The sequence below is a fragment of the Candidatus Merdisoma sp. JLR.KK011 genome, assembly GCF_036941125.1.
Lineage (GTDB): Bacteria > Bacillota > Clostridia > Lachnospirales > Lachnospiraceae > Laedolimicola.
Window position 1 is genome coordinate 1,106,268 of record NZ_JAYWSZ010000003.1, and the last position, 13,092, is coordinate 1,119,359.

The 13,092-nt window shown below is 39.9% G+C and carries 19 protein-coding genes; 9 read left to right on the top strand and 10 right to left on the bottom strand.

The features are described 5' to 3' along the window. The first annotated feature begins 271 nt into the window (after positions 1-271). Positions 272-910 (top strand): histidine phosphatase family protein, encoded by a 639-nt coding sequence (locus VV089_RS06180; RefSeq protein WP_334335292.1) that lies wholly within the window; start codon positions 272-274, stop codon positions 908-910. Positions 911-1,024: 114 nt separating this feature from the next. On the opposite strand, the gene VV089_RS06185 is transcribed toward VV089_RS06180, so the two are convergent. The 7 genes from VV089_RS06185 to VV089_RS06215 all read right to left on the bottom strand — a co-directional run bounded on the left by VV089_RS06185 (position 1,025) and on the right by VV089_RS06215 (position 4,615). Continuing rightward, positions 1,025-1,516, bottom strand: a complete 492-nt coding sequence (locus VV089_RS06185; protein WP_334335293.1) for a toxin-antitoxin system YwqK family antitoxin — start codon at positions 1,514-1,516, stop codon at positions 1,025-1,027. Positions 1,517-1,595: 79 nt separating this feature from the next. Continuing rightward, positions 1,596-1,955 (bottom strand): hypothetical protein, encoded by a 360-nt coding sequence (locus VV089_RS06190; RefSeq protein WP_334335294.1) that lies wholly within the window; start codon positions 1,953-1,955, stop codon positions 1,596-1,598. A 117-nt stretch (positions 1,956-2,072) separates the two neighbouring features. After that, entirely contained in the window at positions 2,073-2,435 is a 363-nt protein-coding gene (locus VV089_RS06195) for a hypothetical protein (protein WP_334335295.1), read from the bottom strand. 42 nt (positions 2,436-2,477) lie between these two features. Further along, positions 2,478-2,861 (bottom strand): hypothetical protein, encoded by a 384-nt coding sequence (locus VV089_RS06200; protein WP_334335296.1) that lies wholly within the window; start codon positions 2,859-2,861, stop codon positions 2,478-2,480. A 168-nt stretch (positions 2,862-3,029) separates the two neighbouring features. Next, the gene (locus VV089_RS06205; protein ID WP_334335297.1) at positions 3,030-3,641 is read right to left on the bottom strand and encodes a hypothetical protein; all 612 of its coding nucleotides are present in this window, start codon (positions 3,639-3,641) and stop codon (positions 3,030-3,032) included. Between the two features lie 119 nt (positions 3,642-3,760). After that, the gene (locus tag VV089_RS06210) at positions 3,761-3,997 is read right to left on the bottom strand and encodes a hypothetical protein (protein ID WP_334335298.1); all 237 of its coding nucleotides are present in this window, start codon (positions 3,995-3,997) and stop codon (positions 3,761-3,763) included. 36 nt (positions 3,998-4,033) lie between these two features. Next, entirely contained in the window at positions 4,034-4,615 is a 582-nt protein-coding gene (locus VV089_RS06215; RefSeq protein WP_334335299.1) for a T6SS immunity protein Tdi1 domain-containing protein, read from the bottom strand. A 372-nt stretch (positions 4,616-4,987) separates the two neighbouring features. Between VV089_RS06215 and VV089_RS06220 the strand changes: the two genes are divergently transcribed. Continuing rightward, positions 4,988-6,682, top strand: a complete 1,695-nt coding sequence (locus VV089_RS06220) for a S8 family peptidase (RefSeq protein WP_334335300.1) — start codon at positions 4,988-4,990, stop codon at positions 6,680-6,682. A 716-nt stretch (positions 6,683-7,398) separates the two neighbouring features. Beyond that, the gene (locus VV089_RS06225) at positions 7,399-7,767 is read left to right on the top strand and encodes a hypothetical protein (RefSeq protein ID WP_334335301.1); all 369 of its coding nucleotides are present in this window, start codon (positions 7,399-7,401) and stop codon (positions 7,765-7,767) included. A gap of 259 nt (positions 7,768-8,026) precedes the next feature. On the opposite strand, the gene VV089_RS06230 is transcribed toward VV089_RS06225, so the two are convergent. Beyond that, a complete protein-coding gene (locus VV089_RS06230) occupies positions 8,027-8,356 on the bottom strand; it encodes a transposase (protein WP_334335302.1) in 330 nt (109 codons plus the stop codon). 331 nt (positions 8,357-8,687) lie between these two features. Between VV089_RS06230 and VV089_RS06235 the strand changes: the two genes are divergently transcribed. From VV089_RS06235 to VV089_RS06250, 4 genes are all read left to right on the top strand, one after another. Further along, a complete protein-coding gene (locus tag VV089_RS06235; protein WP_334335303.1) occupies positions 8,688-8,951 on the top strand; it encodes a hypothetical protein in 264 nt (87 codons plus the stop codon). A 73-nt stretch (positions 8,952-9,024) separates the two neighbouring features. After that, positions 9,025-9,219, top strand: coding sequence for a hypothetical protein (locus VV089_RS06240; RefSeq protein ID WP_016225096.1), 195 nt, complete (start codon positions 9,025-9,027; stop codon positions 9,217-9,219). Continuing rightward, complete coding sequence (locus VV089_RS06245; protein WP_334335304.1) at positions 9,203-9,814, top strand: GNAT family acetyltransferase; 612 nt, start codon at positions 9,203-9,205, stop codon at positions 9,812-9,814. Before VV089_RS06240 ends, VV089_RS06245 begins: the two co-directional genes overlap by 17 nt. 98 nt (positions 9,815-9,912) lie before the next feature. Continuing rightward, positions 9,913-10,320 (top strand): DUF6782 family putative metallopeptidase, encoded by a 408-nt coding sequence (locus tag VV089_RS06250; protein ID WP_334335305.1) that lies wholly within the window; start codon positions 9,913-9,915, stop codon positions 10,318-10,320. A gap of 40 nt (positions 10,321-10,360) precedes the next feature. Here the strand turns inward: VV089_RS06250 and VV089_RS06255 are convergent, their stop codons facing one another. Next, the gene (locus VV089_RS06255) at positions 10,361-10,888 is read right to left on the bottom strand and encodes a tyrosine-type recombinase/integrase (protein WP_334336219.1); all 528 of its coding nucleotides are present in this window, start codon (positions 10,886-10,888) and stop codon (positions 10,361-10,363) included. A 136-nt stretch (positions 10,889-11,024) separates the two neighbouring features. On the opposite strand from VV089_RS06255, the gene VV089_RS06260 reads away from it, so the two are divergent. Continuing rightward, positions 11,025-11,582, top strand: coding sequence for a helix-turn-helix domain-containing protein (locus tag VV089_RS06260; protein WP_172541523.1), 558 nt, complete (start codon positions 11,025-11,027; stop codon positions 11,580-11,582). A gap of 15 nt (positions 11,583-11,597) precedes the next feature. Further along, a complete protein-coding gene (locus tag VV089_RS06265; protein ID WP_334335306.1) occupies positions 11,598-12,476 on the top strand; it encodes an MBL fold metallo-hydrolase in 879 nt (292 codons plus the stop codon). A 171-nt stretch (positions 12,477-12,647) separates the two neighbouring features. Here the strand turns inward: VV089_RS06265 and VV089_RS06270 are convergent, their stop codons facing one another. After that, positions 12,648-13,028 (bottom strand): MerR family transcriptional regulator, encoded by a 381-nt coding sequence (locus VV089_RS06270; RefSeq protein WP_334335307.1) that lies wholly within the window; start codon positions 13,026-13,028, stop codon positions 12,648-12,650. Positions 13,029-13,092: the final 64 nt, after the last annotated feature.

Below are 13,092 nucleotides of genomic sequence, written 5' to 3' on the forward strand. Positions count from 1 at the left end.
CATCATAAATTTAAAAACTGCTATATTTTATGGCAGAAAATTGAAACTAAATGTACTTAGGGCTAGCCGTCGCGCTAGCGACTTGGTACAATCTTATATTGACTTGAAGTGCATTTCATAGTATAAAAGTTCCACAAGAATTTTTTGTAACCACAATCAAAGAAATATCTGATAAAAATTTTGGTATTGGTGGTAAAACGATCGATATAATTAAAGCAGAATACATGCAGACACACAAATAAATTTAGTTATGCCATAGGAGAACAAAGTTATGATTTCTTTTTATATAGCCCGGCATGGTGAAACTTTACTGAATAGCCTAAATAGAGCGCAAGGCTGGAGTGATTCACCGCTTACCGATAATGGGAAAAGGACTTCAGAAGAATTAGGAATTAAACTCAAAGATATTGTTTTTAGTGCAGCATACACAAGCGACATGTTAAGAGCCGTGCAAACAGCAAAATTGATTTTATCAGCAAGTGGAAATAATGATATTATTCCACAAAAAGATGTGCGTCTGCGTGAATGGTGTTTAGGTTCTATGGAAGCTGAATACAATTCAACTTTTATCGCCTCGGTATCTGATTGGCTGGGGGGCATTACGTCATTTGCAGAATTAAATAAACGGCTTCCAGATGTCGCTATGGCAATTTATGAACACGATACAACAGGTATGGCAGAGCCTTTTACAGATATTTCAAATCGTCTAAAAAACGCGCTTGTGGATATTGCTCATAATACGCCATTGAATGATAATAGCAATATACTGGTAGTAACCCATGCCTTTGTTATCAAAACTTTATTTTACCTATTTGCGCCCGAAAAGTTATATACTATGAGTAAGTTAAACAATGCTATTTTCTTAAAATTACTATATGACGGAAATTCATTTGTTTTTGAAAAAACATGAATTAAATTTCAAAAAATAAACCTGCCTGCCGCACGACGGCAAAAGAAAAAAGCTGTCGTGCGGCATTATCTTATTAGCTTATTTTGAATTTCTATCATATTTTCCAAATCTAACTCAACATATGTTTTTTCTTTCATTAATTATCCTATTTTCATATACATTTCGAAATTTCTCTAATATTTTTTTCTCCATATCTGTAGGTTCATTCTTTTCATTTATCAAATCTCCATTTGTGTCATATTCTTTATAAGCTAACACTATTCCATATTCACATTGCTCTACACGTTTAATATCTCCATTCTCATACATACTTATGGATTCCCCATATTTTGTTCCCGCTTTCATAACGCTCATTTCTTTTACTTTTCCAGATTTGTAAAACCATATACTATCACCGTCCTTTACTCCCTCCACGTAGTAAGAATAATAAAGAATATTCCCATCTTGATCTTTTTCATAAAGCAAACCTGTTATTGGCTGCCCTCCATCTTCCATCTCTTTTTCATATACTTCTTCCCCATATTCACCAGAAAAACATACATCACCTGTAAATTCAATCCCCTCATGTAATATTTCCTCTTTTGTTTTAATTTTTAAGTTAAGCATAACACCCTCCTACACTAGCGTCTATTTATTTCATATTTCGTTCCATCCAATTTGTTGGGATTAGCATCTACTAATACGATTACCTCATCATTTGCAAGATCAACTTCAACTTCAAAAAAACTTCTATATCTGTTGAAGGACCACCACAAATAACTACTGATTTTTTCTTTGTTTCTGGATCAATTTGAAATAATATGGGAACCCCGTCATCTTCCCATTGCCAAAATTGATTCGGCTTCAATTCGGGCTTAGATAATAATATCATTTTAATTACCCAATTTTTATTTTGATTTCTTACGGTTCGCATTGACATGCAATATTTTAACCATTCCGGTTGTCTTTCTTTTGGATACATTTCTTCAAATTTTTTGCATGCAGCAAGTACTGCCAAATCATGATCATTATATTTATTGTTTATATCATTTAAGTCTCTGTACATTATTACATCCTCTGGAAATCATCATTGTATCCAAGTTGTTTTAAAGCATAAATAGGAAAATATCCCAGTTTGCAAAAACCCAATATCTTAAAGTTATCCTTCATGAAAAATATTATTTCAAAATATCTCCTTTAAATCATCTTGCTCAATAATTATATCTAAGCTGTATTTTTCTCCCAACTGTATAAATTCTTTTACTTTATCTTTATCCAAATAAAGTGTATCCAAATGCCATTTTTTATATTGTCTAGCTATTTCAAATAACTCTTGATTCGTTCTATCTTTTACTATTGGAAAAACCTTTTTTATCGCTTTAATTTGGGTAATTAGAGAAATATTTTCTGACCACTGAATACTTAGCCTATATCTTTTCATAGGAAAATCTTCCTTCTTACTCAGCTGACCGACAATATTTATTGGCTTAACATTATTCTTCATATCCTTTATTGATTTATAAATTGGATTTCCATTGTCAAGCATCTTTTTAATGATCTGCTCATTCAATAGCTTTTGGGGATATTACTATATAAACTCTATATTAAATCGAGCAATAATTATTTCAACAAATTTCCCATCTAAATATGCATAATCATATAAATATTCCATATCTAAATATACATCAATACTTGAATGAATTACTCCTTTATCAAACTCTAGATATCCAAATATTCTATGAGAAAAATTACTTTCATGTATTTCTATTTTTTGTATAGGAGCATATATTTCATTTATAATTAATTCATCAAATAATATTCCCTCAATTTCCGAATAATATTTTCTGCCTTCTTCAACAAAAAAATCCGTTCCATATGGCATAAAGCATTTCAACTTTGTACCATTAACATTAACATCAATTTCTTCTTCGATTAGTGGATTATAACCTTCTATAATTACTTCATATCTCATAAAACTTGCCCCTAAAAAATTACAAGTCAGCCTAAAGGTTTCGCTTAAATACTTTCTTATAATCAAAAAATCCGACTTTATGCAGATCAGCATAGAGTGCCTCTGGTATTGGCGTATCATTATTTAAATCAATACTTTTATTATCCATCTCGTTACATCAAAAATCATTTATAAATGACCTAAAATATAAAACTTTGATATTTTTTCAAAGCTTATATCGCAATTTATTTTCCTCTGCAATTCATTATAGAAAAGAGAAATGAAATGCAATTTTTCACAATAATTATATAACACAATATATCCCCTATTAATTGCTACATCCTGAACAAGATATTCACCTTCAAATTTTACACTTACTTTATCTTCTTCTTTTATAAGAGATACTTTTAAATGTTCTTCATGTCCTATTGAATACAATGATTCTTCGAAACATTCTTCAATAATAGCCCACGCTTTCTTCTCCTCTCCAAGCTCCATATAATCTCTAATCCTTATAACGTTTCTATTATTGGTTGGATCATCATACTTGCTTTTATAAGCAATCACTGTATAAATAGCTGCTTCTGCATCTTTTACCTCTGCTATTACTTTTTTCCTATCTCTATGTATTTCATATATAATATATCTATCATTTTGCGGTTCATGGATTAATGAAATACAATCTTCAGGGTAAACTCCTTGATACAACAATATGCTCCCATCAGAATCCTTTTCTAGTTTGCAATTACTATCATTTAATATACTTTTAATTCTATTGATTAATTGCAATTTTTCCATCAAAAATATAGCCTCACTTCTATTGTGTTACAGAAACCTTAATATCTATTTTTTTCATCTTCTAAACTTGCAGTATATGACTTAAATTCTTCAAGTGCTATTTGGGGAACATCTGTTAATTCTTAATTAACTAGACGCAAATGTTTCCCTATATTCATAATATTCCCTTTTAAAAATACTTCTACATACCTCTCACAATCTTTTATATTTTTATAATGAACCACACCTATAGACTCAATAGTAAAAACATTTCCCATTTCATCTTTTAAACGAAGGCCATTCTTTAGCAGCATTGCGTCGCCTTGTAAAGAGACACAATATTTATTTCCTGCTTGAAATTTCTGCACTACCCTATACATCTATGCGTTAACTCCCTAGTAAATCTTGTAACTCTTTTACATACCTATTTTCCCTGTCAATTGTGTTATTATTTCAATATGCTCTCTAATATTCACTTTACTCAAATTTTCAACCTTTTCACTTCCTCCCAATCCCAATAACGGTACATAGCCATAACATTCGTCATGTTCTAATTTTCCTAGTCTTTTTACTGCTTCTTCATATTGGGGAATCTGGAAATACTTTCCCAGATAATAGTCATCCATGAGATTTTGAATAAAAAGATCAAAGCCATTTACGGCTATAATAAAGTTTCCATTTTTATACTTCACTATCCCTATATATTCACCTTTTTCTAATGTAATAATATCGCCAAAAGCTGTAGTCATTATTGGAACAGAAAATTTACCTCGAAAATATGTTTCATTAAGCAATTCTTGATATTCTTCTGGGTTAATTACCCTTAAATATCCATCAAGCAAATCGCCCTGTCCATAATTTTCCCAAATTTCTAATAATTCGGCCGGCAATATTGTTTTATATTTTTTAATTAAGCCCTTTTCCATTTTAGAACCTTTTTCCATTTTAATTTGCAATGTTTCATCCTCTTTTATATGTCGATTTTTTCTTCGTTTCATCTCTCTTTTCCCCACTTCTCAAGGCTTCCATCATACCCAATCTCTACATTACCCCCCTGTTCCGTACTCCTAATGTTTAGTCCATATTATCAAAGCTGTCTTTATATTTCAACTATTACAACATAATCCGGTTGCTCTCGACATAAACCGGCATTTTCCCTTTTTTAGATTTAGGCCGCCTTGGGTTGAAATATAAAAACTACCCCCGTCACATTTTTAAGCCTCCGGCCTATAAAATTTAGCATAACAATCCTGTTTTCTCACATTTCCTGCTATACATTCATAAGACAACTGTTCTTTTGAATAAAGTAAAAGGAATAAAATGAGACTGTTGTCTGCGTACTGCGGACAACGGCGGAATGAGGGCAGGCTATGGCAGAGAATTGCAGAGAAAAGATTATGTCGGATGAATATGTTGACTTTATATGGAAGTCTGATTACAACGTGAGAGAGCTTGAGCGTCTGTACCCTCAGTATTGTGTACAGGTTCTCAATGATTTCTACGCTGTCTTTTATGTGGAGTCGCGGATACTGGAGCAGAATCGTATTCCCTACAGCTATGAGGTGTTTCCCATTCTCTATACGCTTCTGGAAAATGAAAATCTGGAGAAAAGCGGGATTATGGAGCTTCTGGAGCATTCTGTGCTTCGGCTTAAGGGAGAGGGTGTGATTATCGGGATTATTGATACCGGAATCGATTATACCAACGACTGCTTTAAGAAGATGGACGGCACAACCCGGATCCTGGAGATCTGGGATCAGACGGACCAGAGCAGCCGGCTTCCGGAGGGAATCGGCTACGGAAGTGTTTACAGCCAGGAGGAAATCAACCAGGCGTTGAAAAGTGAGGATCCTTTTTCCATCGTGCCCAGTAAAGATGAATCCGGACACGGCACGCAGCTTGCCAGCATTGCGGCAGGAAGCACGGACAACGCTCGAGGCTGGACAGGAGCCGCACCCATGGCAGATCTGGCGGTAGTCAAGCTAAAGCCTGCCAAAAGGCGTTTGATGCGGTACTATATGGTCCGCCCGGAGGCACAAGCTTACCAGGAAAATGACATTATGATGGGAGTCCGCTATCTAAATGATCTGGCCTTCCGGGAAAAAAAGCCCCTGGTCATCTGCATCGCTCTTGGCAGCAACCGGGGCGGCCACGAGGGAACTACGCCCTTGTCTGCTGCTTTAAATGCAGTAGGGGCGCGTTCCGGGCGCTGTGTGGTGGTAGCGGGAGGCAATGAGGCCAACCAGGGACATCATTTCTATGGAAATTTAAAGGATGGCAAACCCTTTGAAGAGGTAGAGCTGCGCGTGGCGGAAAATGAATACGGGCTGATGATGGAGCTATGGAGCAGTACACCAGATCTTCTGGCGATTTCTATGATTTCTCCATCTGGCGAGGAGATCCCCAGAGTATCCTCAAGCCTTGTGGGGCAGCAGTATAACTTTCTCTTTGAGCGGACAGTCGTGTATATTGATTTCCAGGCCCTTGACCCAAACAGCGGCGAGGAGCTGATTTTAATTCGTATGTTTGCTCCTTCTCCGGGAATCTGGAAGCTGCGTGTGTATGGAACTAGTATCATTCATGGGATCTATAATATCTGGCTTCCGGTAAAGGGTTTTATATCCGAGGGAACGGTATTTCCCTATTCCAATCCGGATATCACGCTCACTTCTCCGGCCAATGCGGAGACGCCCATTACAGTAGCCGGTTATCAAGTGCAGAATGACAGTATCTATATTGCTTCCAGCCGGGGCTATACCCGAAGAGGACGTATCAAACCGGATATAGCAGCGCCTGGTGTGGAGGTATGCGGCTTTGAACCTGGAAACCGTATTGCCTGTTTGACAGGAACCAGTGCGGCAGTCGCTATTGCGGCAGGCGCTTCGGCCCTTCTTATGGAATGGGGCATTGTGCGGAACAATCGTCCTTCTATGGGAACGCTGGAGGTTAAACAGCTTATGATCCGGGGAGCAAGACGGAATCCGAAGGATCTTTATCCGAATCGTTCCTGGGGCTACGGCGCCCTGGATCTTTACAGCAGCTTCCAACTGTTGGGGAGATTCTAGGAAAGCTAAAGACAGGGATTACAGATTTGATAGGGGACGTACGTTTATGTGTGCCAAGGAATAGATTCAGAATGGGCGTTTTATAAATTATGTATAAGAATTCCCCTTTTTGCAATGTGTTTTGTATAAATAGATTGTGAAAATTAGGAAAAAGCCTTATAATATGACATAAAAACGGGCAGCAAAAGGAAGGAACTTGGAAAAGCTATTGCTTTAAGTGAATGTTGTGGAAGGAACCGAATGAAAAAAACTCTTAGAACAGCTTTTATTGTGATAGGTTTTTCCTGCTTCGGTTTTGGTCTGTTTCTTTTAAAAGAAGCCAGAGAGAGAATTTGACGATTATCTTCATAAAATATGGATAAGAGAAGATTTTGACGGGGTTGAAACAGGGGAAGTTTTTTTATCATCAATAAGATTGAAAACAATCATATAGAGGGTGTATCTTCCGTTTCTTTTCTGCCTAGTTCCAATGACAGAAGCGGAATTTTATCACAAAGGGCAGGGAATTTACATATCAAAGCTCTTTCTTTATCAAAAAATCAAATTTAAGGAAAGAAAGAGGTAGCAAAATGGCATTTTTTACAACAGCGGTAACAGGTGTGAATTGTGAGTAAAGTGAAAAATGGGAAGAATAAGCAAGATAAAAATCTGGTGTATGTAGATAGCCCTCATAAAGTAAACATGGTAAAATCTTAGAAGAAACAAGGTAAAGCAATATGGAAAAGAAAATTTATATCACAGAGGAAGAACGGGCAAAATGCAAAAAAGTGGCTGAAGCGTTTTCGGAGCTGTACGAAATGGCGGATATTGTAGTTGTTGATGTCGGCAGATACGGTTTTGTGATGCTGAAATACTATATGCCGACGCATGGTTTTGAGGAAGATGAAACTTATACGGACAGCAGGGCATTGTTTGAAGGATTGTGGCAGGAATGGCTTGATATGAAGCTATATCTTATGGCGAAAGGCACTCCTTTATTGGAAAAGGGGTACAAGGGTGCATTTGAGAGCCTGCCGGAAGAAAAACAATCGATACTTATCGGGCGAAAAGCTGATTTCGCAGAGAGAGCAGGGATAGACCTGTAAAAGAATGTAGTTATAAAAGAAATGGATAAAAAGATGGATTCCATAGCCAGTTATGCACATTTCCATGATGCAGATCTGAAAAATTTAATGAAGTTTTGATCATTTGAGCGGAATGGAGCGTTATTATATATATACGAACCTTTCAAAAAAAGCAATTTGGTAATATGTCAAGAGGAAAATGAAAAAGATTTTCTTGGAAAAGGGTAACCTTAATAGACCTACGACCTGGCAAGAACGTAAGTTTGATATGTGGTATGGATTACCTACTCTTTTCCGGAGAGTAGAGTTGGCCCTTGTCCAGCAGACCGAAGAGCAGACGTATAAATTTACGGGAAGTCAACGCGAGTGCTCGTTTATGCTGATGGTTTCTTGTCTCAGCATATTTCTTGTCATAGAAGGCTTTGTATTCAGGACAGTGCTTTATAACACTTCCGGCAGCTTCTATGATGTAGTAGCGCAGATATCTGTTGCCAGCTTTGCTCATGTGTTTGTCTTCGGCTACGAAGTCGCCGGAGTCATTATCGTTCCAAACGATACCACAGTATTTTGCGAGGGCATTGGCATTAGGAAAAGCCTTAATGGAACCCATTTCGGCCAGGATACCGGCTGAATAAACCTTACCGATTCCGGGAATGGAATTCAGTACAGTGTACTCGTCAGGGTTTAGTCCCTGAACTGTTTGAAGGATTGCCTTATCAATCGCCTTGAGTTCTCTTTTGAAGGAACTGATACAGTTAAATGAGGAAGCGATTGAGATGGTAAGCGGCTCATAGAGGCATTTATCAAGCCGGTATGAGTTGCGTGCTGCAGCCTGTAAGATTTTTGCTGTTTCTTCCGGCTACAGCCACTCTGAAAGAGAGGATCAGCGGCATGGAGGCTGACATTCAGACAGCGAAGGCAAACCTTCCGGCAGATTTGTGATGAATTTGAAAGGGCAGCTTTCCCATAACCTTGAGATCGGCTCTGACCCTCTTGGCAATATTGCCCGTATCAACCACGCACTGGAATCCATGCCGAAACAGCTTGCTGAAACGCAGACGAAACTGGAAACAGTGGAGCGCCAGCTTGAAACCGCAAAAGTGGAGGTTACAAAGCCATTCGCACAGGAAGCGGAACTTGCGGAGAAGCTGGAACGCTTATCCGCCTTAAATGCCCTGCTAAATATGCTGTTGCAAAAGCGATGATAAAACCGTACAATGTAGATGGGATGGTATGCGGAATGTAAAAAGAGCCATACTGATAAAGGAGGTGTTTTTTATGGCAACTTCAAGCATTACAAAGAATTTTGTTATATCAGGCCAGAAGCAGGTGGAGATGTTTGCTGATGCGATTGAAGCATCTGCTAATAACCCTACGCCTCCTGTCAATGTCAGCGCTACTTTTTTAACTGACCCGAAAGATATAGCGAAATTTATGGAGAAAAGGAAGAAAGCGAATGCAGGAAACAAGTAAATATACAGTTTTCAACATTCGTGAGTATTTGGGCGATGGAAGTCATGGACTCGGAGAGGACACGCTGCTTCAGGTTCTTTCCGAGTTTTCATGTAAGATAAACCCGGATGTTGAAAGATTCATAAAGAAACAGTCTGTAGAGTTTGCAAAAAAACAACAATCGGTTACATATCTGGTATTTTCAACAGAAGATGCAGAGCTGGTGGGATATTTTGCACTCACAATCAAACCGATTACCATAAACGCAAAACCATTCAGTAATACCGTAAAAAGGAAACTGTCAAGAGTAAGCACATTGAATGAACAGGATCAGACTTATAATCTTGCGGCGTATCTGATCGCACAGCTTGGGAAAAATTATAATAATGACGCAAATGAACGCATTTCAGGTAAAGAATTGTTAGGGCTTGCAATACGGCAGATACAGCAGCTGCAGTATTTAGCGTGCGGCATGGTTATCTTTTTGGAGGCAGCGGATGAGGAAAGGCTTTTGTCTTTCTATCGTGAGAACGGTTTTCAGCAGTTCGATACAAGACTGACAGATTCCTCCAAAGGGGAGCCGCATGAGCTGATACAGTTATTAAAACTGTTGTAACGAAAAATTTTTGTTAAAAAAGTAACTTCAGGTGCATGGTAGAGAAAAAATCAATACCATGTACTTTTTTTATTTTCGGGATGCCGCAGACGGAGGAAGTGGAGATTAAAATCCCCGCTTTCCGTGCGGTATCCGTCTTTGATGTCAAGCAAACATCAGGAGAGCCAATCCCGGAACTGGAGGCAAGAGAGCTTCTGTCCACAGTGGAGGGGTATGAGGACTTTGTTAAGGCAGTCACCTATGTTGCCCCGGTTCCAATCAGCTTTGAGGATATACCCGGAGATTCAAAAGGTTTCTTCAGCCCCACAGAAAAACGGATTGCAGTGCAGGAGGGCATGAGCGAGAGCCAGACTTTAAAGACGATGGTGCATGAAACCGCCCATTTCATGCTGCATGATAAGGAGATCAATAAGGATATCCTTGCGCCCGCAAAGGACAGGAACACCAAAGAGGTGGAAGCCTTATACTCAGCATTCCAAAATGTTAATCATTTTAAAGAATGCTGAGAAATAAGGCACTTTACTACTAAAAGATGAGCATTATTCGTTAGCGCAATCCACAAATCCTTGCCATTTCATCTTCACTGCCCTCCCACATTGCCGCTTCATCAGGTATGGGTGTTGGAACAGATTCCATTGCTCCCCGAAGCTGTTCAACAGACTGCTTTGCATAGTAGTTTTTGGTTGTATCAGTCCTGGCATGTCCTAACACTGTAGAGACAAGTCCAATGGCGATCCCATCCTGGTAAAGATTTGTGGCCCTGGTCCGCCGGAACATGTGGCAATGGACTGAATCTGGAATGCTGATCCCTGCCTCGCTTACCAGGGCTGCATATTTTTTTATAATCCTCTGGACATTTCCAACGGACATCCTGTCTGCCACACCTTTTATCGTTGTGGAAAATAAGTAGGCTTCTTTAGAAGAATTGCTGTGATATACACGCATATACTCCTTAAGGTGTCCAGCCGCCTTAGCTGTCAATTGTATGGTTCTCTCTTTGTTGCCTTTGCCTGTTATGAAAATATTGGGATATTTTGATTCCATTGCAACATCACATAAGCGGATGTTGAGCAGCTCACTGACTCTTACATCTTATACAGAAATTGAAAAATATTAGTGGGAGAGCAAGGACTGTTCAATGCCTCTTTCATTTTGTTCTTTGATATGTTATAATATATTTTGTTCAATAAAACATATACAAGGAGGAATCATGGAGCAGGTTTCATTAAAGATAGGCGAGCGGCTGAAAGAAATCCGGAATACAAGGCAGCTCACGCTGGATGATGTTGCGGAACTTACTGGCGTCAGCAAGCCCATGTTAGGGCAGATCGAGCGTGGGCAGTCCTCACCCACCATCAACATATTATGGAAAATTTCAACAGGGCTGAAAATTCCATTGTCCTTTTTCTGCAAACAGGAAGAAGCGGAATACATGGTCGCCGGGCTTGATGGGGAAAATGTGATCACGGAGGAAAACGGAGGGATGCGGGCTTACCCACTGTTTCCCTTTGATCCAGTGCGGAATGTGGAGGTGTTCTATATTGAGTTTGATGCAGGGGTGCGCCATGAATCGCTACCTCATGTAACAGGCGTGGAAGAATATGTTTTTCTGGTGCAGGGGACGTTGAAAATGGTGATTGGCGGGAAGAAAGTGCTGCTGCAGGAAAAGCAGTCAATACGCTTCCGGGCGGATGTTTCCCACGGATACCATAATGCTTCCGAGAAAGCCTGTGCCGCCTATAACGTGATATTTTATCCGAACAATTAAAGGAGGAGACGAAAAATGTATGAATTGGTTCAGGTCAGTGAGAAATGCTATTACATAAACTGCCCGGCGAAGATAGGCGTCTATGTGGCGGACGGGGAGAATGTCTATCTGGTTGACAGTGGGAATGATAAGGATGCGGGGAGGAAAGTTAGGCAGATACTGGATAAGAACGGGTGGCATCTGGCGGCGATCCTGAACACCCATTCCAACGCAGACCATATCGGCGGGAATAAGTACCTGCAGGGGCAGACGGGATGTAAGGTGTATACTGGCGGCATAGAGGCGGCTTTTACGAAATACCCGGTACTGGAGCCGTCCTTCCTTTACGGCGGTTATCCGTGTAAGGATTTGCGGCATAAGTTCCTGATGGCGCAGGAGAGTGATGTGGCGGTTTTCTCAGATGAAAGTTTTCCGAAGGAGATTGAAGTGATACCGCTGCCGGGGCATTTCTTTGACATGGCGGGGTTCCGTATGCCAGACAATGTAGTGTTCCTTGCGGACTGCATCAGCAGCAGGGAAACGCTGGATAAGTATACGGTTTCCTTCATTTATGACGTGGGCGCTTATCTGGAAACGCTGGATATGGTGGAACAGATGGAGGCGGTCATGTTCGTCCCCGCCCATGCGGATGCCTCTGTGGATGTGAAGGAACTTGTCCGTTATAACAGGGATAAGGTGCATGAAGTGTCAGAAAGAATTTTATCTATTTGTGAAGAACTAATGTGCTTTGAGAGAATTCTGCAGGAGGTGTTCAAAGGATATGGTCTTGCCATGAACTTTGAGCAGTATGTGTTGGTTGGCAGCACGGTGCGGTCTTACCTTTCATGGCTGAAAGATACCGGGAAATTGTCGGCTGAATTTCAGGACAGTATGCTTCTATGGCAGAAAGCATAATTTTATGGCCCGGAAACAGTCCGGGAGGCTTACAGGCAAAGCACGGAAAATCTGAAACCCTATATGCAGTGCCAGTGGAGCCTTGTCGGGGGAATGGCCGGTACGTTCAGGGAGATGGAATAAAGGATAAAGCCAGAAAAGGAACGGTTGTCTTTTCCGGCAGAGTAATACTCAGGAAGAAACATTATTCTGTGTTCGCTTAATCTCATTTCTGTAAAACTCAATTTTTTCGTCCAGTTTTATCTTATGCTCCTGCAGCCGTGCAATCTGCTCATTGAGCGCCTGCCGGTGCTGTACCAGCATTTCCATCCTGTCAGAAAGGGTGGGATCACCTGCGGCGCGGAGTTCGGCATAGTGCCTGATTTCCTTGATTGGCATCCCCGTATCTTTCAGGCGTTTGATAAATGCAATCCATGTGAGGTCTTTATCGGAATAGCAGCGGCGGTTGCCGGAATTACGCTCCGGGGCAATCAGCCCTTCCTGTTCATAGTAGCGCAGGGTATGGATGCCAAGCCCCGTCAGCTTTGAAAATTCCCCGATAGAATATTCCATGAAAAATCACTCCAATCCTCTTGACATAGAGTTCACTCTACATTGTATGGTTGGATTATACCAA

Coding starts and splice junctions, on each gene's coding strand:
- VV089_RS06265 (WP_334335306.1), top strand. CDS start 11,598: ATGTATGAATTGGTTCAGGTCAGTGAGAAATGCTATTACATAAACTGC.
- VV089_RS06200 (WP_334335296.1), bottom strand. CDS start 2,861: ATGAGATATGAAGTAATTATAGAAGGTTATAATCCACTAATCGAAGAA.
- VV089_RS06225 (WP_334335301.1), top strand. CDS start 7,399: ATGGAAAAGAAAATTTATATCACAGAGGAAGAACGGGCAAAATGCAAA.
- VV089_RS06220 (WP_334335300.1), top strand. CDS start 4,988: ATGGCAGAGAATTGCAGAGAAAAGATTATGTCGGATGAATATGTTGAC.
- VV089_RS06210 (WP_334335298.1), bottom strand. CDS start 3,997: ATGTATAGGGTAGTGCAGAAATTTCAAGCAGGAAATAAATATTGTGTC.
- VV089_RS06180 (WP_334335292.1), top strand. CDS start 272: ATGATTTCTTTTTATATAGCCCGGCATGGTGAAACTTTACTGAATAGC.
- VV089_RS06240 (WP_016225096.1), top strand. CDS start 9,025: ATGGCAACTTCAAGCATTACAAAGAATTTTGTTATATCAGGCCAGAAG.
- VV089_RS06215 (WP_334335299.1), bottom strand. CDS start 4,615: ATGAAACGAAGAAAAAATCGACATATAAAAGAGGATGAAACATTGCAA.
- VV089_RS06190 (WP_334335294.1), bottom strand. CDS start 1,955: ATGTACAGAGACTTAAATGATATAAACAATAAATATAATGATCATGAT.
- VV089_RS06260 (WP_172541523.1), top strand. CDS start 11,025: ATGGAGCAGGTTTCATTAAAGATAGGCGAGCGGCTGAAAGAAATCCGG.
- VV089_RS06195 (WP_334335295.1), bottom strand. CDS start 2,435: ATGCTTGACAATGGAAATCCAATTTATAAATCAATAAAGGATATGAAG.
- VV089_RS06235 (WP_334335303.1), top strand. CDS start 8,688: ATGAATTTGAAAGGGCAGCTTTCCCATAACCTTGAGATCGGCTCTGAC.
- VV089_RS06230 (WP_334335302.1), bottom strand. CDS start 8,356: ATGGGTTCCATTAAGGCTTTTCCTAATGCCAATGCCCTCGCAAAATAC.
- VV089_RS06185 (WP_334335293.1), bottom strand. CDS start 1,516: ATGCTTAACTTAAAAATTAAAACAAAAGAGGAAATATTACATGAGGGG.
- VV089_RS06245 (WP_334335304.1), top strand. CDS start 9,203: ATGCAGGAAACAAGTAAATATACAGTTTTCAACATTCGTGAGTATTTG.
- VV089_RS06270 (WP_334335307.1), bottom strand. CDS start 13,028: ATGGAATATTCTATCGGGGAATTTTCAAAGCTGACGGGGCTTGGCATC.